Raw genomic sequence first — 23742 nt, 5'->3', positions numbered from 1 at the left:
ACCCTATAAAGGGTCATTTCTCAAAAAACTAAGTTTACGCTTATTTTGACTTGCGATTTACTGGCTCTACGTAGCTTAGGCTAGTATCCCAAGGTTGCTCAATCCATGTGTCTTGAGCGATATCAACAATGTACTCGTCTAGCAAATCAGCGCCAGATGGTTTTGCACATACAGCGATCAGTTTCGCTTTAGGGTACATTTCGCGAAGCTTACGTGCAGTGTCACCACTATCAACCAAGTCTTCAACGATTAGGAAGCCTTCGCCGTCACCTTCAGGTGCTTTAACTACTGTCATATCACGTTGGTGATCGTGGTCGTAGCTAGAAATACAAATCGTATCTACGTGACGAATACCTAGCTCACGAGCCAAGATTGCACCAGGAACCAAACCACCACGGCTTACTGCCCAGATGCCTTTCCACTGCTCTGCTGGCATTTGCTTTTCAGCAAGTTGACGGCAGTAAGTCTGCATGTTGTCCCAAGTGATAACGAATTTGTTGCTCATAGTATAAAACCTAATAATTTTGTCATGTTATTAGAGGCTATTTCAAACATAGCCTCTTCAGCGATTAAGCAGAAATCTAGACGATTAAGCGAAAATGTATTTAAGAATAAAGATAGCCGACATTACCCACACAGCAGGTGAAACGTCGCGACCTTTACCACTTAGCAGCTTAATTGCAGCGTAAGCGATGAAACCTAGTGAGATACCCTCAGCGATAGAGTACGTCAGCGGCATAAGCAGACATGTTACCACGACTGGTGCTGCTTCCGTAAGATCACGCCAATCAATGCCAACTAGGCCAGACATCATCAGAATTGCTACATAGAAAAGTGCACCTGATGTTGCGTAAGCCGGAATCATACCTGCAAGTGGCGAGAAGAAAAGAGCCAGTAGGAATAAGATACCAACAACAACAGCCGTTAGACCGGTACGGCCGCCTTCAGCAACACCCGCAACACTCTCAACATAAGAAGTAGTATTTGATGTACCTAGCAGTGCACCAATAGATGTTGCTGTAGAGTCAGCAAGCAGTGCTTTGTTCAAGCGAGGTAGTTTGCCGTCTTCTTTGATTAGGTTTGCTTTCGTTGCAACACCAACCAGAGTACCCGCTGTATCGAACAAATCGACGAACAAGAATGCGAATACCACTGAAATCATACCGATTTCAAATACAGCAGAGAAATCAAGCTGCATGAATGTAGGAGCAAGGCTTGGTGGTGTAGACATGATGCCGCCGTATTGAACGTCACCAATAACAATGCCAAGAGCTGTGATAGCTAGAATCGCAATCATTACTGCCCCTTTCACGCCACGGTGAACAAGAGCAATCGTTAGGAAGAAACCAAGTGAGCCTAGGATAGGAGCAATCGCGGTAATGTCGCCCAGTGAAACTTTAGTTGCTGGGTTAGAAACAACGATGCCTGCATTGCTAAGCGCAATAAACGCTAGGAAAAGACCGATACCTGCAGAGATACCAACACGCAGAGACATAGGGATCGAGTTGATAATCCATTCACGGATCTTAAAGATGCTTAAGAAGATGAAGATTACGCCTGATACGAAAACCGCTGCCAGAGCAACTTGCCACGTATAACCCATACCCATTACAACAGCGTAGGTAAAGAATGCGTTCAAACCCATGCCTGGAGCTTGAGCAATTGGGTAGTTAGCAACAAAGCCCATGATGAAACAGCCAATAGCAGCCGCTAAACAGGTTGCTACAAATACAGCGCCATGGTCCATACCAGCATCAGCTAGAATCATTGGGTTTACAAAAATGATGTAAGCCATTGTTAGGAAGGTTGTTAGACCTGCGATGATTTCAGTGCGCACATTGGTGCCATTTTCACTGAGTTTGAATAGCTTTTCGAACATTATCGAATCCTATAAGGGTAAAAAGTAAACGGTTGCGTAATCGATTGGCTGTGGATTATAAAGTTATCAAATAACAAATTCCAGATAGAATTAAGGCTCTAATCGATATTTATCAGAATGCCGTATGAAACAAAGCGATTAAAAATGAAGATATCATCGATAAATAACCATTAAAAACAAACAATTAACAACAATAGACTCACTAAAACTAGTTGGTTGTTTTTTCTACCATCGGTTATTTTCATTGATAATCTAGCCAGTGAATTCTGAATTCAAACTCACAATAGTTATGTATTTTTCAACAGGATCAGTAATAAGGCGCAAATTGATATTTCGGCGTTTAAAAAACAACCACGCAGAACAGCAAGGAAAGTGACAAGCGAAAGCGGTTTGGAAAAGTAGCAGGCAAAAAAAACGCCACTCAAAACTGAGTGGCGGTAGAATCTGTCAACCAAAAGGGCTGTAAAAGAATTCCAATATATAGGGGTGAACAAAACTGTTCGAGTTACATGCTTACGGTATTAGTAACCAAAGCTTGTAGGGTATGCAAAGTTGCTAGTGTAAACAGAGCTGTTAATCCAGAACATTGCAGATGGTAAACCTTTCATAACTATCACCTTAATAAATCAATAAAAAACGAATTTGATTTCTCGGTTCCTTGGAGGCGATAAAACGGACTCATCCTTTGAGCATTTACTCTTCATCTCAGAAGATGGTTATTAATATACCCTAAAGAAAAAAGATTACAAGTATTTTTTGCTATACGTCACATTTTTGGCCATTTACGGTTATTTTGCAAACTTATTTTGTAATAAAATTACAAAATAGAATTAAACAAACGTTTGCCTGCTCCATTTATAAGCATCAAGGCGCTTAGCTGTGATCAGATGGACAAGATCGCTTTCAAAATTTGAGCTATTTGAGGTTTAGAACCGCTACTCGTCAAAACGCTCAAGTGGTATGCTGTTGCCATCAAAACAGACCCATATTTTAGATTTTTGTTCTAGGTTTTTCCCCATACAAAACCTAAATATATGGTTATTAAATAAAAAAGGAGTCATCCGTGTCTGAATTCCATTCTGAGATCAGTAAATTATCCCCTGCCCCTATCTGGCAGTTCTTCGATAAGATTTGCTCAATCCCACACCCTTCTAAGCATGAAGAAGAGCTTGCTCAATACATTATTGCTTGGGCAACAGAGCAAGGCCTAAATGTACGTCGTGACCCAACGGGTAACGTATTCATCAAAAAGCCAGCAACGGCGGGTATGGAAAACAAAAAAGGTGTAGTGCTACAAGCTCACATCGATATGGTTCCACAAAAGAACGAAGACACAGTTCATGACTTTGCTAAAGATCCAATTCAACCATACATTGATGGTGAGTGGGTTACAGCTAAAGGCACAACGCTTGGCGCTGATAACGGCATGGGCATGGCTTCTTGCCTAGCGGTTCTTGCTTCAAACGAAATCCAGCACGGCCCTATCGAAGTTCTACTAACAGTAGATGAAGAAGCAGGCATGACTGGTGCTTTCGGTCTTGAAGCGGGTTGGTTAGAAGGCGATATCCTTCTTAACACCGATTCAGAGCAAGAAGGCGAAGTGTACATGGGTTGTGCTGGCGGTATCGACGGCGCAATGACATTTGAAATTGCTCGTAATGCGATTCCAGCTGACTTCGTAACACGTAAGCTAACGCTAAAAGGCCTAAAAGGCGGTCACTCTGGTTGTGACATCCACACAGGTCGTGCAAACGCAAACAAACTGCTTGCTCGCTTCCTAGCGGGTCACGCAAAAGAGCTAGACCTTCGCATCGTCGAATTCAAAGGTGGTAGCCTTCGTAACGCGATCCCTCGTGAAGGTTTCGTAACGGTTGCTGTTCCTGCGGCAAACCAAGAAAAACTGGCTTCACTATACAACTACTACACTGAGCTGCTTTCAACAGAGCTAGGTAAAGTAGAAGACAGCATCGTGACTTTCAATGAAGAAGCTTCTGTAGAAATGGGCGCACTTGCGTCAGCAGACCAAGCTCGCTTTATCGCTGCACTTAACGCATGTCCAAACGGCGTGATTCGTATGAGTGACGAGATTGAAGGTGTTGTGGAAACGTCTCTAAACGTAGGTGTTATCACAACAGAAGAGAACTCAATCACAGTACTTTGCCTGATCCGCTCTCTTATCGATTCAGGTCGTAGCCAAGTAGAAAGCATGCTTCACTCTGTTGCTGAACTAGCAGGCGCTAACATCGCGTTCTCTGGTGCTTACCCAGGTTGGAAACCAGACGCAGATTCAGAAATCATGCATATCTTCCGTGACATGTACGAAGGTATCTACGGTCACAAGCCAAACATCATGGTTATCCATGCTGGTCTTGAGTGTGGTCTATTCAAAGAACCTTACCCGAACATGGATATGGTTTCTTTCGGCCCAACCATCAAGTTTCCGCACTCTCCTGATGAGAAAGTGAAGATCGACACCGTTGAGCTATTCTGGAACCAAATGGTTGCATTGCTTGAAGCGATCCCAGAAAAAGCTTAATTCGATAAGCTATGTTTGTTCAGTAAATGGTGTTTTACAGTAAACACCGTTTATCTGAGACAAAATAAAACAGGTACTCAATGAGTACCTGTTTTTGTATCTAATCTTTGTAGCTACTACTTGTGACTAAATAAACAATTAAGCGCGTGAAGCCGCGTAGCTTTCTAGCTCATCAATTGAAGTTTGTGCCACAACTTCGCCATCGATGAAGTACGTCACCATCTCGCCATCACGAACACCGATTAACGTCGCACGCTCACCAGACTGGTAAGTAATGTCCATTTGGATCGTGTTTTCATCAATCTGCTGCATTTGACCTTTTTCGATCACATCTGCACTCGTGATAGGACCCACTGGCGCTTCCGTTAGAGACGGATCAAGTTGGTGGTTGATGTCTAGGTAAGTATCAGTCTTAGTATCAAAGATGTGCGGAGCACCTGTTAGTGGGTTGCTACCAGTCCAGAACTCTAGTGAGTTGAATACTAGGTAATCGGCAGCAACTGTTAGACCGTATGCAGGTGCAAATAGCATGTTCAAACCACCACGAGCGTAACGGTTATCAACAGCCTTGATGTTGAACTTCATTAGGTAACCCGTTACTGCGTTGCTACCAACACAGCCAGATAAAGCAACAGATACCACCGCTAGTGCTACAACTTTTGAAATTGTTTTTTTCATTTTGATCTCAATATTTGAATTTGGCCGCCAAAAAATGGCGGTGGATAATACCAACGAACTGAATGACAAATATCAGCTCTAAGTTAATGTATTGTCAGAAAATTCAAAATTTTAAACACCCTTCAATTAGCCAGATAAAAAACTGAAACCAATTCAGAAGCCCCTTCATAAAAAACTTTTGTCGTCACCGTAAAGCGATTGATTCGTACTAAAAATCAACGATTGCTACATTCCGTGTTAACGAATTATCACCATGTTGAGAACAACCTAAATGGCAAGACTAAAACCTAATCAACCATTCGAATTACTTGGTTATACTGTTCAGCCAGGACAGCGAATGGAGATTGAACTGCAAGCGGCTCAGCTTTACACGCATTCTCCACTTTCGATCCCGATTGAAATTATTCACGGTCGCCAAGCAGGCCCAACACTGATGGTAAATGCGGCTATCCACGGCGATGAGCTAAACGGTGTTGAGATTGCACGACAACTGACCAATGCGATTGATCCAAAGAAACTGAAAGGGACATTAATTGTTGTGCCTATCGTTAACGTATTTGGCTTTATCCATAAATCTCGTTACCTACCAGACCGTCGTGACCTAAACCGTTGCTTCCCTGGCAGTGAGAAAGGATCGTTAACATCACGTATCGCTTACACCTTCTTTGAGAACGTGGCAAAGCACTGTGATTACATTCTGGATCTACACACGGGCGCGATTCACCGTACCAATCTGCCACAGATTCGTGCAAACCTATCGAACCCTGAGACACTGCGCATCGCAAAAGCGTTCGCAACACCCGTGATTATTGATTCTCCACTGCGCGACGGTTCACTGCGTAGCGAAGCGGAAAAACTGGGTATTCCTGTATTAACTTACGAAGGTGGTGAAGCGCTGCGTTTTGATCACCTCGCGATTCGTGCGGGTTACCTTGGCGTGCATCAAGTGATGAAAGAAATCGGCATGCTGCGCCCTAACCGTAAGAAGTTACCAGAGCCAGTATTGAGTAAATCCACCAGCTGGATCCGCGCTGAATCAGACGGTATTTTGCGTAACATGGTAAGACTTGGCGAACAGGTTGAAGCAGGACAAACCCTTGCTTACATCAGCTCTCCATTGGGTCACCAAGAAGGCCAAGTGATCACAACCAAAGGCGGTATCGTGATTGGTCAGCAAACTCTGCCTTTGGTCAACGAAGGTGATGCTGTGTTCCACATCGCTTACTTCAAGCAAGACGATGAAGAAGTAGGACAATCAGTAGAAAGCTACATTGAAGAAGTGGCAGAAGACGATTGGCTAACTGCACTGAATAACTGATCAGACAATGCTTAACAGTTTAAGAGCTCGACGTTAAAAGCGAGAAGCCAAACCGAGCTCTTAAACACAATAAAACAGAACTCCACAAACTAAAAAGCCCCAATACACTTTTAACTGTAAAGAAAAAAGTTGTATCGGGGCTTTTTTTTCACAAATCCCTTATCTTAAAATTAAGGGATCTATAAATTAGTCATGCACTGAATTACTCAGCGTCTTCTTGCTCTTCTGCACGAGCTTTAGCGCGCGCTTCACGTGCTTGCTCAGCTTTAAGCTCTTTAGTGTGACGTAATTCATCACGCTCTTTACGCTGCTCTGATTTACGCTCGTTACGTTCAGCTTGGTTAGCGATGAAAGATGCTAGCTCTTTCTCTGCCCAATCTTGTGCTAGAGCTTCAGTTTCGAAACCAGACTCACGCTTAGATACTGTAGTGCTGCGAGACGTTACTTGACGAGTAATCTCTGCACACCAACCGTTGCGTTTTTCTGTAAGGCGGATATCAAATTTTTTGTTCTTAGACATGTTCTATTTTTTCCTAAGGGAGATCATTAAGGGATCGGTCACTTTGATAACTCCATCTAAGTGAGCATCTTTTAACACCATCCCTTGGTAAGCGCGGTATTAGAGCACAAATCAATGAATATTGCTGCAAATATTTGCAGCGGATCACACTCCCATGCTGCAAATCGTTTGCGCCGGATTTCAATGGGTTCGTAACTCTCGATTCATCATCAACTTCTGTGCAATTTTATCGACAACAATGAAATGAACTATGCTCAAACAGAGATAAATGAAAGAGATACCTGCTTGCTCAGGTTTATAGACTCTACTGTCTCACCTACTCCGCTCATAATTAAAATAGCTAAGGAGTTGCTATGGATAGCTTCATCAAAAATTTACCCAAAGTTGAGCTGCACTTACATATAGAAGGCACATTAGAGCCAGAGCTGATGTTCCAACTCGCCAAGCGTAATAACCTGTCGATTCCCTTTGAGACCCCAGACCAAGTTCGAGACGCGTACCAGTTCCACAATCTTCAATCCTTTCTCGATATCTATTACCAAGGTGCAAACGTACTGATTCATGAACAAGATTTCTACGACCTGACGTGGGCTTATCTGTTGAAGTGTCAGCAAGATAATGTGGTTCATACTGAGATCTTCTTCGACCCTCAGACTCACACTGAACGCGGCATTGACTTTGAAGTCATCGTTGGCGGGATTACTCGAGCTTTGAATCAAGTGGAGCAAGAGCTTGGTATCAGCAGCCAACTGATCATGTGCTTTCTGCGTCATCTCGATGAAGACAGCGCTTTTGAAACACTCAAACAAGCCCTTCCTTATAAAGATAAGATCATTGCCGTTGGGTTAGATTCATCAGAACAGGGCAATCCACCAGAGAAGTTTAAACATGTATTCCAAGAAGCGATCAACCAAGGCTTTCTGACTGTCGCGCACGCCGGAGAAGAAGGCCCAGCACAAAATATTATCGACGCAGTGAGCTTGTTAGGCATTACCCGAATTGATCATGGCGTTCGCTGTGTAGAAGATGAAGACTTGATGGAACAGCTAATAGCAAAACGTACACCACTGACCGTCTGCCCGCTGTCGAATACCAAGCTCAAGGTGTTTGAGACCATGCAAGAGCACAACATCGTCGAGTTGCTGAGAAAAGGGCTGTGCGTCACCATCAATTCCGATGATCCGGCTTACTTCGGCGGCTATATGAATGATAACTTCCTCGCCGTCGCCAATGCTCATCCACTGACGAAAAACGAATTAGCACAATTCACTATTAATGCCATCGAAGCCAGTTTCATCTCGCCTCACGCCAAGGAAGATCTCATCACACAGGTACGTCAATATCTTGCTGCGAATACTTAATGAGTTATCAAGATCAAAAAGGGAAGCTCTGAGCTTCCCTTTCTGTATCAATTGATAATTAATTGGCTTAGCCCGGGTGACCATCCACTCTTGGCGTTAACAGCATCATGCCGAACTTCCAGATAAACAGCCCGAACGCTAACGTCCATAAACCGGCGCTGATGTTGACCATCTCAAATAAATACGCAGGGAAGAATGTCACACCTAAACTACGAACGAGTGCCGCGATAAAAATAGCCGAGAACGCCAAAGCCATACTTGGCCCTTTATAGATAGCACGACCAGTATGTCCCATTGTCACGCGCGTAATCATCGCCAGAATTAACCCACTCAAGCCACCAATCGCAAACAAGTGCAGCATGTTGTGGCTCGCGAACGGGTTGTCTAACAGACCACGTAACAGCAAACTGAGAGGGATACATAGGTAAGCCGCATGCAGCGACCACACCAAAGGCTCAGACAAGGTTGTCCAAGGCTTCCAACGGATAAAGCGAACTAACTGAGTCACGCCAGCAAACACCATTAACTCATTACCTACTTGAGCAAAGGTCAATGGGAAGAAGCTCAACACAAATAAACCAACCAAAGGCAGATTGGCTAACCATTCCAACCAAACCAATGGCTGCGCTTTTTCAAACTCAAAACGACGTGCTGTGAAGAATGGGATCACTCGCCCACCCATCACTGATAACAGCAAGGTAAACCACCACAACATAGACTGCCAAACTGCAGACGATGGGAATGGAGGCATCCCCTTAATGGTCGCGTAACTAGCAAAGTTCGCCACGATAGCCAATATAAACAGCGGCACAAAGAATAGATTCTTCCAGCCTTTCGACTTCACGACTCGGAAACCAATTTCGTAGGCGGCGAAGATTAAGAACAGCGCCTCAACCGACGAAATCAGCCATAACGGCGCGGGGGTCCAAAACAGAATACGAGGTGCGATCCATAAACCAACCAAGGCTGCCAATCGATAGTGCTTGGTGCCGTTGACACCCGTCCACGTTTGTACCGCCGTTAACACAAAACCAACCACTATCGCCATTGAGAAACCAAACAGCATTTCATGTACGTGCCACCAAAGCGCCGGTACTTTTAGCATTTCAGGCTGACCGTTTTGGAACATGATGACCCAAGCGACAATCGCGATCACGGCATAGAGACTGCCTAAAAAGAAGAAAGGTCGAAAGCCTAAACGCAGGTAGGCTGGAATCGCGTCTTCTACACTTTTATCTGTGATATTTAACAAACTCGCTCCTAATTCTCAGATAAGCGGCCAAGGTATTACCTAAACCAAATTTTGTGTGCATCAAATCCGATGCAATATGCAGATCACATAGCATGAAACGCGCCAATTAGATAAAACCAGTAAAAACAGCGACTCACGAGATTCAATAGCCAATAAATAAGTCAAAAAAACACAACCAAAAGAGTCATAAAGACATATACATGTATAAATAGAAACTTACTGACTTTTGGTATCTCGCCACATATAGTAAGACTAGACTTAAATGGAACAACTCAGACAAGGAATGCGATGTATATTTTTGGTTATGGCAGTTTAATCAACTCATCTTCACGTCAGCTTACCGGTCAGACAGGGCAAGCGATCCCTGCGATTGTTCATGGCTTGATTCGCCATTGGAGCAAGATCGATGACAGCTATGTCTTATCCCCTTTGATCGTCAATCTCGGCGAAGGACAAGTGAATGGTGTGTTGCTTGAGGTGGATGATATTGCACTGGCTGAGTTTGATCGCCGTGAGCGTGGTTATCACCGTATCGAATTAAAGGCCTCTCAGATAGAAAGCCAAGATGAATTCAAACAGGATCAACCGATCTGGGTTTACATCAAAGACGAGATTGAAGCACCTTGCGAAAACAGCCCTATCGTTCAAACCTACGTCGATACTGTATTAGCAGGATGTTTAGAGGTGTCTGAAAGCTTTGCGGCGCACTTCGTTAAACACACACAAGGTTGGCATCACCCATTAGAAAATGATCGCCACCAGCCTAAATACGGCAACCTTGCTGGGGTTTCCGATCACCATCACAGTGTGATTGATGGCTTGATACTAACTGTACGCAGCTAGTTGATTTAGGTTGGTGAACACATTGACTCACCAACCTAAAGTGAGCTTAAACGACACGAATACCTGCTGGCATCGCACGTTCAGGTGTTAGCAATACACTTTCAGATTCATCTTCCGTTTCTGCACAAAGCAACATGCACTCAGAAGTGTGGCCTCTCATCTTCGCCTTCGCTAGATTGCACAAAACAACAACCTGCTTACCCATCAACTCTTCTTCTGTGTAGTAAGGGACTAGGCTGGTCACCGTTTGCAGTGTCTTGTCACCAACATCCACTTGCACTATGTAAAGCTTGTCGGCGTTTTCATGACGCACAACCTCAATGATCTTACCCACACGCATTTCTAACTTAGCAAAGTCACCATAAGAGACAGTATCCATTTCTCACTTCCTATATTGGTTTATTTTCACTCATTAAATCATTTACTAAAATTAAGTAAAATGTAAATGTTTACACTAGCATTAAGCCTAATAATTACAAGCGGTAAAGATCTCATTACTGGAAGTAAAATGAGAGTTTCGTTGCCTTACTATCATTGTCGGTGTTAAATAGATGAAGCAATGTATAGAGGTTAAAAATGGCAACAATTAAAGATGTAGCAAAGGAAGCTGGTGTTTCTGTTGCAACCGTATCTCGAGTGATCAACAAGTCTCCCAAGGCGAGTGCAAGCTCGGTAGAGTCTGTAACTAAAGCGATGTCTAAACTTGGCTATCGACCGAATGCCAATGCTCGAGCGCTGGTAAGCCAAAGCACGAACACTGTTGGTGTATTGGTCGGTGACATCTCCGATCCCTTTTTTGGCACGCTGGTTAAGGCTGTCGACAATGTCGCTCGTGAGAACGGAAAACATATCCTTGTCGGTAATGGCTCGCACGATCGTGAAGAAGAGAGACAAGCGATTGAATTGCTGATTAACAGCCGTTGTGACGCCCTGGTGATCCACTCTAAAGGCCTCACCGACGAAGAACTGATTGCCTATGCAAAAGAGGTCAAAGGCTTAGTACTGATCAACCGTTATATTGCTGAGATTGCCAACCACTGTATTTTCTTAGACAACAAAAAAGGTGCGTATCTTGCGACGGAATATCTGATCCGCCATGGCCATAAGAACATTGCCTGTATCGCCTCATCGCATAGCATTGAAGATGCCGATGAGCGTATCCAAGGTTACTTAGCGGCACTCTCAGATTACAAAATAGCGCTCTCTGACAGCTATATTGAATACTCAGCGCCGACCAGTGACGGTGGCGAATACGCCATGACTAACCTTCTGACTAAGTCACTGCCAATCACTGGCATTGTGGCGTACAACGATTACATGGCAGCTGGTGCTTTGTCTGTCCTTGATGAAAACGGTATTCAAGCGCCAAACAAAATGTCGATCATCGGTTTCGATGATGGTTTGATTGCCCGCTATGTTCATCCAAAGCTCACCACTATTCGCTACCCGATTCAGATGATGGCAGAGAAAGCGACACGACTCGCGTTGCACTTAGCCAAAGGTGAAAACACCTCAACTGAACCAATGATGTTCTCTCCAACTCTGGTACGCCGTAATTCGGTAGAGAAAGTCTAGGTTCTGGTCGACTCATCAAGCAATAAACAAAAAAAAGCCCTAACAGAATTGCTTCTGTTAGGGCTTTCCTACCTTACTCAGATACTCAACAATCGCGCTTAATAAACCGCACTCTTGTTGAGCGCCACTTTTGCTCATCCCCCAAGAACAACGCGATAATTCACATCGTCCTATTCACAAACAAAAGATATTGACGTAACCGCTTTGAGCTAGAGCGTACTAGTTTGAAGAATCCCCCGAAAATTCAAACTGGTAACAGGTACTGTAGTTATATTCTTGTTCAGGCTTGAGAATACAACTGTCCTGCTTCCACTCTGGGTGGTTAGGAGAGTCAGGTAAGAACTGGGTTTCTAGCGCCAAACCAGCGTAGTCTTCATAGCTGCCACCACTTCGGTTTGGTGTGCCACCAAGCCAGTTTCCGGTGTATAGCTGCATCGCAGGTTTGGTTGAAAATACTTTTAGTGTGACGAGCGCATCCGGTGAGGTTACGGTCGCGGCGCATTGAGTGCGTTTGCAGCCATCAGCCAATAAGAAAGAGTGGTCGTAACCCTTTGCTGCTTTCTGCTGTTCATCGCCCAACAAACGCTCTGAGATCATCATAGGCTGATTGAAGTCAAAGCTGGTCGATTTCACTGATTTAAGGTTACCTAACGGAATACCCACCGAATTGGTCGGTAAGAACTGATTAGCATTGATACTGACAATGTGTGACAAACAGTCGTGTCCAGCTTCAGCGCCAAGTAGATTGAAGTACGCATGATTCGTTAGGTTGACTACAGTCGGCTTGTCTGTGGTTGCAGAGTAATTAATGGAAACTCGATTGTCTTCGGTGATGTCATAACGCACCGACACATTCAAATTCCCCGGAAATCCTTGGTCGCCATCAGCAGACTCAAGAGTAAACACCACTGACGTTTCGGTTTGCTCGGCAATATTCCAACGGCGTTTATCAAATCCGTTCGGGCCACCATGTAAGGTATTGCCCGCTTGGTTGGTTTCCAGCTTGTAATTCTGACCATCAATTTTGAAACGACCATTAGCAATGCGGTTAGCATAACGGCCAACAGTTGTGCCCATATAGCTGGCTTGTTTATCGAAGTTTTCCATTGAGTTAACACCCAACAAAACTTCTCTTTTGTTTCCTTTTACTGGCAGGATACAGCTCAACCATGTTGCACCAATATCCATGAATGTCACTTGCATGCCATGCGTATTTGATAGCGTCACTAACTGAGCGGGTTGGCCATCATAGGCAGGAGTCTGCGCCATGGATTGATGCAGGTTTTGCTCTTGTGTCATTCTAAATTCCTTCTAGTGCCAGTAAAAAGCCTCTACCTGAAGTAAAGGCTTTAGCATTTGGCCTACCATGATCTTTTTACTTGGTAAGCTCTATATTAAATCTCGAAGCCGTTAGATTACTTCAACTAAGCCTGCTCCGTCTTTCGCTTGGCACACATAAATAGATTCTTTTAGCCCCGTCGCCGCTTGATATTTCTGCTCAACGGTTGTTTTGATTTCATCAACCAATGCAGGTGGAACCAATGCCACAATACAACCACCGAAACCACCGCCAGTCATACGCACGCCACCTTGCTCACCGATCACTTCTTTGACCATATCAACCAGCGTATCGATTTCTTTCACCGTGATTTCAAAATCATCACGCATTGATGCATGCGATTCAGCCATCAACTCACCCATGCGTTTCATATCATGAGTGCGCAGAGCTTGAGCCGCTTCAACAGTACGGTCATTTTCAGTAATCACGTGACGAGCACGTTTCGCGACCATTTCATCTAACTCAGACTCTTTCGCTTTGAACTGCTCAATGGTCACATCACGAAGTGCCGGAACACCAAAGATGCGCGCCGCTTCTTCACACTGTTCACGACGTGTGTTGTATTCGCTGTCGACTAAGCCGCGTTTCTTGTTTGAGTTGATGATAACCACAGCCATATCTTCTGGCATTGAAACCGCTTGAGTTTCTAAGCTACGACAATCCAAAAGCATCGCGTGGTTTGCACGACCTTCTGCAGAGATCATTTGGTCCATGATGCCGCAGTTACAGCCCACAAATTCGTTTTCGGCCTGCTGACCATTTAGCGCCACTTCGGCTTGGCTGATCTCTAGGTTATAAAGCACCTTGAATGTTTGACCAATCACCACTTCCAGTGCCGCAGAAGAACTTAAACCTGCACCTTGAGGCACGTTACCCGTTACAGAGATGTCTGCACCTGTAAATTCAAAGCCGCGACCTTTTAAGCACTTCACCACACCACGAATGTAGTTAGCCCACATCTTGTCTTGTTGGAATGTGATCTCTTGAGTTAAATCGAACTCATCGACTGCATTACCGTAGTCCACTGATACTACGCGTACAATGTTGTCGTCACGTTTAGCCGCTGCGACTACCGTTTGATAGTTGATGGCACACGGTAGAACAAAACCATCGTTGTAGTCGGTGTGCTCGCCGATCAGGTTCACACGACCTGGCGCTTGGATAATATGGGTCGCTTGGTAACCAAGGACTTGCTCAAAAGATGCTTTCACGTTTTGGATTAGGTCAGACATAAGTAAACTCTCTGGTTAAACTCTTTGTTCAATTGGTTATGGCCCTTCACGGCACCACTTTAATTCTTTTAGATTCCCTATATCGTTCGTCTCTCACGGTAGGGAATGACAACATCAGCGACTAAACTTCTAAGCTTCTAAGCTTCTAAGCTCTTAAACTTATGGGCTTCTCACCTGTCGTCATTCCAGAATCGAGGGACGAGATATCAGGAATCTCACTCGTTATCTACGAAACAGGCTATTCCTGATCTTTATAGTGAACGTCACTCAAATCACGAAGACGCTGCGCCGCTTGTTCTGCGGTTAAATCACGCTGAGACTCAGCCAACATTTCGTAGCCCACCATGAACTTACGAACCGATACGCTGCGTAGTAGCGGCGGGTAGAACAATGCATGCAGTTGCCAGTGATCGATGTCGGTGCCTTCTTCAAAGAACGGCGCATAGTGCCAACCCATTGAGTACGGGAATGAGCATTGGAACAAGTTGTCGTAACGACTGGTCAGCTTCTTAATCGCAAGCGCTAAATCATCACGCTGCTCGTCAGTCAGTTCGCTCATACGGCGAATGTGCGTTTTTGGTAGCAACATGGTTTCAAATGGCCACGCCGCCCAGTAAGGCACCACCGCAATCCAATGTTCAGTTTCAACCACAGTGCGAGAGCCGTCTTTCATTTCAGCTTCAACGTAATCCACTAAAAGATTCGAACCTTGTTGTTCGAAGTACTCTTTTAACAATTTCTCTTTGCGTTCAATCTCGTTGGGCAAAAAGCTGTTTGCCCATATCTGACCGTGCGGATGAGGCTGAGAACAGCCCATGGTCTCGCCTTTGTTTTCAAACGCTTGAACCCATAGGTAGTCTTTACCTAGCTCTTCAATCTGTTCATTCCATGTGTCGATAACACCGCGAATCTTGTTTACTGGTAACTCTGGCAGCGTTTTGCTGTGGTCCGGAGAAAAACAGATCACGCGGCTCAACCCGCGAACACCTTGAGTCTTGAATAGAGGGTTATCAGACTCTGGAGCGTCAGGTGAATCAGGCATCAACGCCGCGAAGTCATTACTGAATACATAAGTGCCGTCGTAATCTGGGTTTTCGTCGCCCGAGATACGCGTATTGGTTGGGCACAAGAAACACTCTTTCTCATACGCAGGAAGCTGCGCAGTCGATGGTTTTTCATCTTGGCCACTCCAAGGACGTTTTGCTCGGTGCGGTGATACTAAGATCCACTGACCCGTTAATGGGTTATAACGACGATGCGGGTGGTCTACTGGGTTAAATTCAACTTTTGACATGTTTAGATTGCTCTCAAATTTTGTGTCTTGGTCAATTCACCAAGATGAATAATTCTTCTACAAGGAGATTCCCTATCACGCTCGTGCCTCGCTGTAGGGAATGACGTGTGATCTCGTTGTGCTATTTGTGCAAAGGCAACCGCTTCATAGCCTTATGCTCATCCGTCATTCCAGAATAGAGGTACGAGATATCTAGAATCTCTCTTCATCTGTATTCCCCAAAGAAATTGAAGTTGCAGCTAACAACGCTGCGGCTTCAATTACGAAGGGGAATAGCCGTTCGGGTTATTTGACTGCCAATTCCACGTATCTGCCGTCATCTCCATCACGCTACGCGTCGCCTTCCAGCCAAGCTCGCGCTCTGCTTTTTCAGTGCTTGCCCAACATTCAGCAATATCACCAGCGCGGCGTGGGCAAAGTTCATAAGGAACTGGCTTACCCGATGCTTGTGCGAAGGCTTCAACCATCTCGAGTACGCTTGAGCCTTTGCCCGTGCCTAGGTTGTAAATGTGTAAACCCGCCTTCTCGCCCACCGCTTTCAATGCGGCTACGTGTCCGTCCGCTAAATCCATAACATGAATATAGTCGCGAACGCCTGTGCCATCGACTGTTGGGTAATCGTTTCCAAAAACAGCCAATTTGTCGCGACGACCTACCGCTACTTGAGCAATAAACGGCATCAGATTGTTAGGGATACCTTGTGGGTCTTCACCCATAGTGCCCGATGGATGGGCGCCAACTGGGTTGAAGTAACGCAGTAATGTCACACTCCAATCGTTCTCAGCGTTGAACAAATCACTCAAACATTCTTCGACCATGTACTTACTGCGACCATAAGGATTAGTTGTTGCACCCGTTGGAGAGCTTTCAGTAATTGGCACTACTTCTGGATCACCGTAAACGGTAGCCGAAGAGCTAAATACAATGCTCTTCACACCCGCTTTCTTCATGCTGCGAGCTAACACTAATGATCCATTGACGTTGTTATCGTAGTATTCCAAAGGCTTAGCCACCGACTCCCCTACCGCTTTCAGGCCAGCAAAGTGAATCACGGCTTGGATATCGTTTTCTGAAAACACGCTATCTAGAAAAGATTGGTCACGAATGTCGCCAAGATAAAACGTTGGTCGCTTGCCAGTTAACGATTCGATTCGTTCCAGCACTAGCTCTTTGCTGTTGCAAAGGTTATCAACAATGATTGGCTCCATACCTGCCTGTATCATTTGAATGCATGTATGACTTCCGATGTAACCCATGCCGCCCGTAACCAGTACTTTCACAATCAACCTCTCTTTGTCGTCATTCGTGGGCTAACTCGAACTGACATTCAGCTCAGTAGCACCGTATGTCAGAAATAGTAGCAGCCATTTTGACTATAATTCTGTGATCAAAACCACGAAGTGTAAACGTTTACACTAACTTTCATCATTGGTACTGTTCATGACATAGAGGAAATGTATAGCCATTAACCTCTAATTCATTGAATTTTAATAAGATAATTATAGATAGTTAGATTTGAGACATCACAGATGAGTTGGACATTTATTTTACTAAAAGTTAATGCAATGACGTCCAGTTTGATTACAATAGGTCAGTAGAATAAAGAGGTGCATTGCTTTTTTACTAAATACCAATTTCAAAGCAGCGCAATGTTCCAATAACAGGAAGTGAGTATGGCAACGTTAAAAGATATCGCGACTGAAGCGAATGTATCATTGGCTACAGTTTCAAGGGTTCTCAATGAAGATCCAACATTAAGCGTCAAGGAAGAGACCAAAAGGCGTATCTTTGAAATTGCAGAGAAGTTGGAATACAAAACCAGCAGCTCACGAAAAACCGTTAGCAGTAAAAAACAAAACCATCACTTTCTAGCACTGTATAACTACAAGCAAGAAGCTGAGGTTAACGACCCTTACTACCTATCGATTCGCCACGGGATTGAAACCCAATGCGAAAAGATGGAAGTTAAGTTAACCAACTGTTATGAAAGTAAAATACAGATCAACTCAGCGCCGATAACAGGTGTTTTGTTGGTGGGAAGAATGACACCAGAAGTTATCGAGCAAGCTAAAAAGCTGAGCGATAATATCTGTTATGTCGATTTTACCGATCACTCAGAACCTTATGACTCTGTCGATATCGACCTGGCTTTGATCAGCAAAGAGATCACCAACTTCTTTATCAACCAAGGCTATGAGCGCATCGGCTTTATTGGTGGCCAAGACGACGTCAACACCCCTGATATTCGTGAAGTGGCCTTTGCTGAATATGGTGGCCTCAAAAATGTTGTCAGTGAGCAAGACATCTACCGCGGTGACTTCTCTAGCTCATCAGGTTACAAGCTTGCAAAACAGATGCTCGCGACGGGCGACTACCCTAAAGCCATGTTTATTGCGTCAGATTCCATCGCAATTGGCGTTTTACGAGCAGTTCATGAGCACGGATTAAACATTCCTGAAGATATTGCGCTGATCAGTGTAAACGACATCCCAACAGCTAAATTTACCTTCCCATCTTTATCAACTGTTCGTATTCACTCTGAACTGATGGGAATTCAAGGCGTTAACCTGCTGATCGAGAAAGTACGCGACGGCCGAACCATCCCATTACGCGTCTATGTACCAAGCAAACTTAAGCTGCGCGATACAACAAAATAATTAAACATATCAAATAGATAAATTAAGGCTACCTTTGTTGAAGGTGGCCTTTTTTGTGCCCGTCACATACATCAATCGACACATATCCCCCTCTTTAACCTGCTGCATAAAACAGCCAATAGCATTATTTTAAGTGGATCACACAGCACCGTAAAAAGACCATAAAAAACGTGATGAAGTTTAAGTAAAACTTTTACTAATAATTATCTCAGCCAAACAATACTCGTATTCACCAAGACCCAATTACGCATAAGAAAAAATGCAAAAACGTTTCAGAGAGAACTGATAATCCACTTCCAACTATTGCATGGCCAATGGAAGGCCACGGCAATCTTCAATACGCAGATGAAGGTTTCCTATTCCCAATTGATGTACCTTTCTACCATCAGACAACCCAACTGCCGCAGACATCATGACCGTCATCTTCTACAGTGTGGGCGGTATAGTGATCTTCCTTGGCTACACATGGTGGAAGTACGGTTAATACGAGAAAAACTTATCTCCAGAAGAGAACAAACTAGAAGCAAAACCTGAACCGGTGAACGCTTAGTTCTACCCTACATTCTGATTGAATACTTAAGGTGCTCCCATTTGCTGAGTGCCTTTTTTACACCTGAAGCAAAATAAGCGAACAACAAGCACTTAGACCATTTGGCCTACCATGATCCTTTTACTCTATTCGCTGCACGTTAGCCTTTATCACCACAATGAAAGCGCACCTGATAATGGTAATGCTCTTTCAATAATTTGAATTCATCATGGACACTTGGCGTCCACGAGTCATCACCGCCAACCCCCATATGGAAGCCATCCACATAAACAAACAGCTGTTCTTGTTCGGTTAAGTCACAAGTATGTTTTGCCTTCTGTAGCTGCTGTAACCCCAAACGACTGACTGAGAAATGGAAGTCTCCTTGCAATTCGAATGCGCCCACTTTTGCCTCACGAACATCACAACGCAAGCCGCAATCAGATGGGAAAATATAAGGGGTATGCATTTGTTCAATACTTTGCTGATATAGCCCCATATGTGCGGACATCTTTCGATCTGGGTAGTTTTCGTGTGGCCCACGACCAAACCATTCCACCCCATCAGGCACATGCTTCAAAGCAAACTCAAATCCGACTCGTGGCAGAGACGGCAAGCCTTTCGCCGCTTGAACATCCACATCTAATTTGACCTCACCATCGGCAAATAATTGGTATTGCCAAGTCGACAACAAACGAACCTGATCTTCCACCGTGTGGGCAATTCTTGCAGTCACCGACACCCTATTTTTCTGAGTGATGGATGAAAATTCGATGCACTCTGGAGTGAGCCTATCTAACCTCATAGCCTGCCAGCGTGCGATCCATGAATTGGGGTCTACACGGTTTGCTTCACTGACACCGATATCGTTGTCTAATGGTGCGCGATAAAAGTTATCTCGAAGGCCACTAGCAAGCTGTTCCACCCCTTTGATTTTCCAGCTTTCTAATGTCCCAGACAATCTGTCGAACTCTACTTGATAAGCATCACCAATCACCGTCAGCAGCGTGTCGGTTTCAGTCACTTTCGGTGGAAATTGAGAGAGGTTAGCATCCAACATCAATTGTGGTTGAGTAGGTAAGCTAAGCTGTTCAATCGCCGTCACATGACCTTTATCCGCCCATGCAGTATTGGTGTTTAATACCACTTCGAGATTAAGGTAATTAAGCGCGTTGGCCGTATGAGGAATCGTCACACCATTGAGCTCTATCTGAACACTCTCGCCCGCACCAACCATCAATTCGATACAACCATCGCTCATTACTACACCATTCTGAGTAACCGTCCAATTCAACGTTTCAATGCTGCTGGTCACAAATAAATATTCGCTGTGCACCTCTATCACCAGAGGCGAAGTCGAAACCAGTCTAAACTGGTAAAACTGCTGTGCTTTTTTCACTTCCTGAAGCGTTGGATGTACCGTTCTGTCTGGGAACACCAAACCATTAATGCAGAACTGGCGATCATTAATCTCGTCGCCGAAATCACCACCATAGCCCCAATATTGTTTGCCGCTCGAATCGGTTTTGGTGATCCCTTGATCTACCCAATCCCAGATAAATCCGCCCTGTAATCTTGGGCTGTCTCTAAACGCTTGCCAATATTTATCAAAGCTACCCAGACTGTTCCCCATTGCATGGGCGTACTCACAGAGAATAAGAGGACGATGCTCGTTTGGTAGAGCGATAGCTTTACGAATACCCACGCGAGGTGTCACCTCAGGTTGACTCTCAACCACAGGTAAATCCCAATCAACGCGCGCATACATAGGACATAAAATATCGGTCGCTGCTGTATCTGCCCCGCCACCTTCATACTGAACCAGACGTGTTGGATCAGTTTGTTTCACCCATTGATACATCGCATGGTGATTACGACCAATACCCGATTCATTACCCAGCGACCAAATGATCACGCTGGCGTGGTTTTTATCGCGCTCAACCAGCCTTGTCATTCGGCTCATGTACGCATTCAACCATGACGCATCATCGGATAAACGGCACATCGGAAATTGACCATGAGTTTCCACATTCGCTTCATCAACCAGATACAGACCATACTCATCACATAATTCATACCACAATGGATGATTCGGATAATGAGCGGTTCTAACGGCATTGAAGTTATTTTGTTTGAGCAGTTTGATGTCTTGAATCATCCCCTCTCGAGTCATGGTGTGACCCAATTCAGGGTGATGTTCATGGCGATTGACACCACGAATCAGCAATGGCTTTCCGTTAACTTTTAGCAAACTATCGGTAATTTCAACACTTCGAAAGCCGACATCGTAAGCCTCACAATCGACAAGCTCATCATGTTCATTGAGCAATGACACCACACAGCGATATAAGTAGGGTGACTCGGCACTCCACTTGTTCGGGTTCACCACTGAAATGCTGTGTTCTGCGACTTCAGACCACGGCCCTTTTTCATCAACATAACGCTCACCAAAACCCACGATTTGAGGTTCGCAAGCCAACTGTCCTTGAGTATCATAAAGTTCAGCTTTCAGCTTATAGCAGCTTTCTACATCATTGCTGTGCTTGGTTATTTGCGTAGAAATATTTAAAACTGCATCGCGATAGCAAGCATCTAGCTGAGTCTCAATGCCAACATCCTCGATTGCGACCTTGGGTTTTCTCAATAAAGTCACATCACGGAATATGCCGCTGAGCCACCACATGTCTTGGTCTTCAAGGTAAGAACCATCAGACCAACGCAGCACCATCACTACCAGCACGTTCTCGCCCACTTGCAAGTATTCAGACACGTCAAATTCAGCCGGTAATCGACTGTCTTGCGAATAGCCAACCCACTTGCCGTTGCACCACAAATAAAAAGCAGAATTCACGCCGTCGAAGGTCAGCCTATGGGTATCTAATAACTCCGGTTCCGTGCAGTTAAAACGCGTTCGGTAGAGCCCTGTTGGATTATCGCTAGGGACGAAGGGAGGGTTATCAGCGAAAGGATATTTCACATTGGTATAGATCGGTTTATCAAAGCCTTGCATCTGCCAGTTGCTTGGCACTGAAATCGACTTCCATGAAGAATCATCAAAATGTTCCGATACTACCTCTTCGCAAACCAACTCTGGTGAATCGAACAGCTGAAACTTCCAAGTCCCATTGAGAGACATAACACTCGACGAGCTCTTCGTCATAGCCTCAACCAACGAGGTGTAACTATTTAAAGGAGCATGAGCCTCAACAACATTATGATGGGTGATGTGTTGATTTTCCCACTCACGGGCAGAGATGATTTGAGAGAAAGTTCTCATGACGTGTTCCTTACCAAAAGCCGTTTAACGTGAACCATTGCAAGTGATGCTCAGCGCCTCATTGCGTTCAAACATTACGAACGCCAACTAAACAGCTCTTGCAATAATCCCTTAAGAGAAGAAAAAAAGCCGCAGCCAGAACAGCTGCGGCTATTGAAATATTACTTAAAGGTACGCTTGCTCACTTTATCGAGTTTTTTCAAGATTTTATCGATTCGTTCAGGGTGAACCATAAACTCTTGGAAGCCTTTCATGCCTTCTTTGGCCATCGCAGGACCAGTGTCTCGGTCATAGAATTGAGCCGTACCATCACTGGATGCCAACATCGCGACGCCTTTGTCTAAGAACGGGTCAGACTTCGCTTTAGCTTTGTTGTTGGTTGGAATCTGTAACAGCATCTCATTGATCAGCTGCTGGTTTTCAGCGCGAGCAACAAACTCTAAGAACTTACGAGCATCTTCTTTGTTTTTCGCTTTTGAAGGTATGTGCAGCGTATCCATTGGTGCATCTTCAGACATAGGAACACTTGGGTCGATCACCGGGAACTGGAAGAAATCCATCTTGCCATCCAACTCAGCTGGGAAGTTAGGCGTGATGAAGTTACCCATCAGGTACATCGCCGCTTTACCGTTGTACAAGAAAGGTTGAGCTTCTTGCCATGAATAAGACGCGTGGTTTTCTAGGAAATAGCCAGGTTCAACTAACTCCGCCCAATTAGCGAAGGTTTTCTTCACTCGCTCATCAGAGTAAGGCACCTGGCCTTCCATTAACTGAATATGAAAATCCAAGCCGTTAGTACGCATGTTGATGTAATCAAACCAACCTGCGGCGGTCCAAAGATACTTGGTACCAATAGCAAACGGCGCTACACCATTTTCTTTAAGTGTTGCAGACGCAGATTTCAAATCATCCCACGTTTTCGGCTCCGCAATTCCATATTGCTCAAAGATGTCTTTGCGGTAGTAGATACCCCATTGATAATACGTGTACGGCACACCAAACTGCTTACCTTGTACTGTCATCGCAGGCGCGGCAGCCGCAAAGTCTTGCTTCATGTTGTTGTCAGCCCAAATATCACTGACATCCTCAAACAGGCCACGGTCAACAAAGGCTTTCATTCGGTTACCCGCATACCAAAAAACCACATCCGGCGGCGAAGTGACCAGCCAATTACGAATCGTTGTTTTATACGACTCGTGATCGTACAAGTTGTACTTCACCGTAATATCTGGGTTTTCTTTTTCAAAGCGGTTAATGATCTCGCCCCACGCCTCTTTTGGCGCAGGATCAGAAGCATCAGAGTTGATAACGAGTGTTCCTGCAAACGATGTTGCAGACATGGAGGCAGCGAGCACTGCACTGGCAGCGATATGTTTCACGTATTTCATATTGAGGTCCTTGTTATGGAGCTAAGCTCTCTAAGTCCAATTCTTATTGTTTTATCTCGTAGGG

18 protein-coding genes are annotated in these 23742 nt (G+C 44.7%); 6 read left to right on the top strand and 12 right to left on the bottom strand.

The window, feature by feature from the left end; translation table 11 throughout:
• Positions 1–40 precede the first annotated feature (40 nt).
• On the bottom strand, positions 41–505 hold the full coding sequence (gene tet(34) / locus AB4138_RS08140) for an oxytetracycline resistance phosphoribosyltransferase domain-containing protein Tet(34) (RefSeq protein WP_009847475.1): 465 nt from the start codon (positions 503–505) through the stop codon (positions 41–43).
• A gap of 84 nt (positions 506–589) precedes the next feature.
• Entirely contained in the window at positions 590–1879 is a 1290-nt protein-coding gene (locus AB4138_RS08135) for an NCS2 family permease (RefSeq protein ID WP_017060789.1), read from the bottom strand.
• A gap of 1063 nt (positions 1880–2942) precedes the next feature.
• On the opposite strand from AB4138_RS08135, the gene AB4138_RS08130 reads away from it, so the two are divergent.
• Entirely contained in the window at positions 2943–4415 is a 1473-nt protein-coding gene (locus AB4138_RS08130) for an aminoacyl-histidine dipeptidase (RefSeq protein WP_372128719.1), read from the top strand.
• Positions 4416–4553: 138 nt separating this feature from the next.
• On the opposite strand, the gene AB4138_RS08125 is transcribed toward AB4138_RS08130, so the two are convergent.
• Positions 4554–5093 carry a DUF3332 domain-containing protein gene (locus AB4138_RS08125; protein WP_017070352.1) on the bottom strand — a complete coding sequence of 180 codons (540 nt, stop codon included), beginning with the start codon at positions 5091–5093 and terminating at the stop codon, positions 4554–4556.
• Positions 5094–5364: 271 nt separating this feature from the next.
• Here AB4138_RS08125 and AB4138_RS08120 point away from each other — a divergent pair, with 271 nt between their 5' ends.
• Positions 5365–6411, top strand: coding sequence for a succinylglutamate desuccinylase/aspartoacylase family protein (locus AB4138_RS08120; RefSeq protein WP_017060792.1), 1047 nt, complete (start codon positions 5365–5367; stop codon positions 6409–6411).
• Between the two features lie 202 nt (positions 6412–6613).
• Here AB4138_RS08120 and AB4138_RS08115 read toward each other — a convergent pair whose 3' ends face one another.
• Positions 6614–6931, bottom strand: a complete 318-nt coding sequence (locus AB4138_RS08115) for a DUF3622 domain-containing protein (RefSeq protein ID WP_372128717.1) — start codon at positions 6929–6931, stop codon at positions 6614–6616.
• Between the two features lie 353 nt (positions 6932–7284).
• Here AB4138_RS08115 and AB4138_RS08110 point away from each other — a divergent pair, with 353 nt between their 5' ends.
• Positions 7285–8292, top strand: coding sequence for an adenosine deaminase (locus AB4138_RS08110; RefSeq protein WP_372305601.1), 1008 nt, complete (start codon positions 7285–7287; stop codon positions 8290–8292).
• A gap of 67 nt (positions 8293–8359) precedes the next feature.
• On the opposite strand, the gene AB4138_RS08105 is transcribed toward AB4138_RS08110, so the two are convergent.
• Positions 8360–9544 (bottom strand): NnrS family protein, encoded by a 1185-nt coding sequence (locus tag AB4138_RS08105; RefSeq protein ID WP_372305598.1) that lies wholly within the window; start codon positions 9542–9544, stop codon positions 8360–8362.
• A gap of 288 nt (positions 9545–9832) precedes the next feature.
• Between AB4138_RS08105 and AB4138_RS08100 the strand changes: the two genes are divergently transcribed.
• On the top strand, positions 9833–10387 hold the full coding sequence (locus AB4138_RS08100; RefSeq protein WP_017060795.1) for a gamma-glutamylcyclotransferase family protein: 555 nt from the start codon (positions 9833–9835) through the stop codon (positions 10385–10387).
• Between the two features lie 46 nt (positions 10388–10433).
• Here the strand turns inward: AB4138_RS08100 and AB4138_RS08095 are convergent, their stop codons facing one another.
• Positions 10434–10766, bottom strand: a complete 333-nt coding sequence (locus AB4138_RS08095; protein ID WP_017060796.1) for a tRNA-binding protein — start codon at positions 10764–10766, stop codon at positions 10434–10436.
• Between the two features lie 197 nt (positions 10767–10963).
• Here AB4138_RS08095 and AB4138_RS08090 point away from each other — a divergent pair, with 197 nt between their 5' ends.
• On the top strand, positions 10964–11962 hold the full coding sequence (locus AB4138_RS08090; protein ID WP_372305595.1) for a substrate-binding domain-containing protein: 999 nt from the start codon (positions 10964–10966) through the stop codon (positions 11960–11962).
• A 219-nt stretch (positions 11963–12181) separates the two neighbouring features.
• On the opposite strand, the gene galM is transcribed toward AB4138_RS08090, so the two are convergent.
• The 4 genes from galM to galE form a co-directional block, all read right to left on the bottom strand.
• Entirely contained in the window at positions 12182–13261 is a 1080-nt protein-coding gene (gene galM / locus AB4138_RS08085; RefSeq protein ID WP_372305592.1) for a galactose-1-epimerase, read from the bottom strand.
• 111 nt (positions 13262–13372) lie between these two features.
• Positions 13373–14533: a galactokinase gene (gene galK, locus AB4138_RS08080; protein WP_048612261.1), complete on the bottom strand. Its 1161-nt coding sequence runs from the start codon at positions 14531–14533 to the stop codon at positions 13373–13375.
• Positions 14534–14771: 238 nt separating this feature from the next.
• Positions 14772–15827 carry a UDP-glucose--hexose-1-phosphate uridylyltransferase gene (locus tag AB4138_RS08075; RefSeq protein ID WP_372305590.1) on the bottom strand — a complete coding sequence of 352 codons (1056 nt, stop codon included), beginning with the start codon at positions 15825–15827 and terminating at the stop codon, positions 14772–14774.
• 260 nt (positions 15828–16087) lie between these two features.
• Positions 16088–17107 (bottom strand): UDP-glucose 4-epimerase GalE, encoded by a 1020-nt coding sequence (gene galE / locus AB4138_RS08070; RefSeq protein ID WP_372305588.1) that lies wholly within the window; start codon positions 17105–17107, stop codon positions 16088–16090.
• Positions 17108–17500: 393 nt separating this feature from the next.
• On the opposite strand from galE, the gene ebgR reads away from it, so the two are divergent.
• Entirely contained in the window at positions 17501–18484 is a 984-nt protein-coding gene (ebgR, locus tag AB4138_RS08065) for a transcriptional regulator EbgR (protein WP_017069515.1), read from the top strand.
• A gap of 689 nt (positions 18485–19173) precedes the next feature.
• On the opposite strand, the gene AB4138_RS08060 is transcribed toward ebgR, so the two are convergent.
• Entirely contained in the window at positions 19174–22290 is a 3117-nt protein-coding gene (locus tag AB4138_RS08060) for a beta-galactosidase (RefSeq protein WP_372305584.1), read from the bottom strand.
• Positions 22291–22451: 161 nt separating this feature from the next.
• Positions 22452–23678, bottom strand: coding sequence for an ABC transporter substrate-binding protein (locus tag AB4138_RS08055; protein WP_372305580.1), 1227 nt, complete (start codon positions 23676–23678; stop codon positions 22452–22454).
• Positions 23679–23742 lie beyond the last annotated feature (64 nt).

The organism is Vibrio sp. 10N.286.52.C3 (assembly GCF_041468865.1).
Taxonomy (GTDB): domain Bacteria; phylum Pseudomonadota; class Gammaproteobacteria; order Enterobacterales; family Vibrionaceae; genus Vibrio; species Vibrio crassostreae_C.
Note: the sequence above shows the minus strand (reverse complement) of the source record. Positions and strands in the feature narration are given on the sequence as shown.

Coding starts and splice junctions, on each gene's coding strand:
- AB4138_RS08090 (WP_372305595.1), top strand. CDS start 10,964: ATGGCAACAATTAAAGATGTAGCAAAGGAAGCTGGTGTTTCTGTTGCA.
- AB4138_RS08125 (WP_017070352.1), bottom strand. CDS start 5,093: ATGAAAAAAACAATTTCAAAAGTTGTAGCACTAGCGGTGGTATCTGTT.
- AB4138_RS08100 (WP_017060795.1), top strand. CDS start 9,833: ATGTATATTTTTGGTTATGGCAGTTTAATCAACTCATCTTCACGTCAG.
- galK (WP_048612261.1), bottom strand. CDS start 14,533: ATGTCTGACCTAATCCAAAACGTGAAAGCATCTTTTGAGCAAGTCCTT.
- AB4138_RS08055 (WP_372305580.1), bottom strand. CDS start 23,678: ATGAAATACGTGAAACATATCGCTGCCAGTGCAGTGCTCGCTGCCTCC.
- AB4138_RS08115 (WP_372128717.1), bottom strand. CDS start 6,931: ATGTCTAAGAACAAAAAATTTGATATCCGCCTTACAGAAAAACGCAAC.
- ebgR (WP_017069515.1), top strand. CDS start 17,501: ATGGCAACGTTAAAAGATATCGCGACTGAAGCGAATGTATCATTGGCT.
- AB4138_RS08095 (WP_017060796.1), bottom strand. CDS start 10,766: ATGGATACTGTCTCTTATGGTGACTTTGCTAAGTTAGAAATGCGTGTG.
- AB4138_RS08120 (WP_017060792.1), top strand. CDS start 5,365: ATGGCAAGACTAAAACCTAATCAACCATTCGAATTACTTGGTTATACT.
- AB4138_RS08075 (WP_372305590.1), bottom strand. CDS start 15,827: ATGTCAAAAGTTGAATTTAACCCAGTAGACCACCCGCATCGTCGTTAT.
- AB4138_RS08110 (WP_372305601.1), top strand. CDS start 7,285: ATGGATAGCTTCATCAAAAATTTACCCAAAGTTGAGCTGCACTTACAT.
- AB4138_RS08060 (WP_372305584.1), bottom strand. CDS start 22,290: ATGAGAACTTTCTCTCAAATCATCTCTGCCCGTGAGTGGGAAAATCAA.
- AB4138_RS08135 (WP_017060789.1), bottom strand. CDS start 1,879: ATGTTCGAAAAGCTATTCAAACTCAGTGAAAATGGCACCAATGTGCGC.
- galM (WP_372305592.1), bottom strand. CDS start 13,261: ATGACACAAGAGCAAAACCTGCATCAATCCATGGCGCAGACTCCTGCC.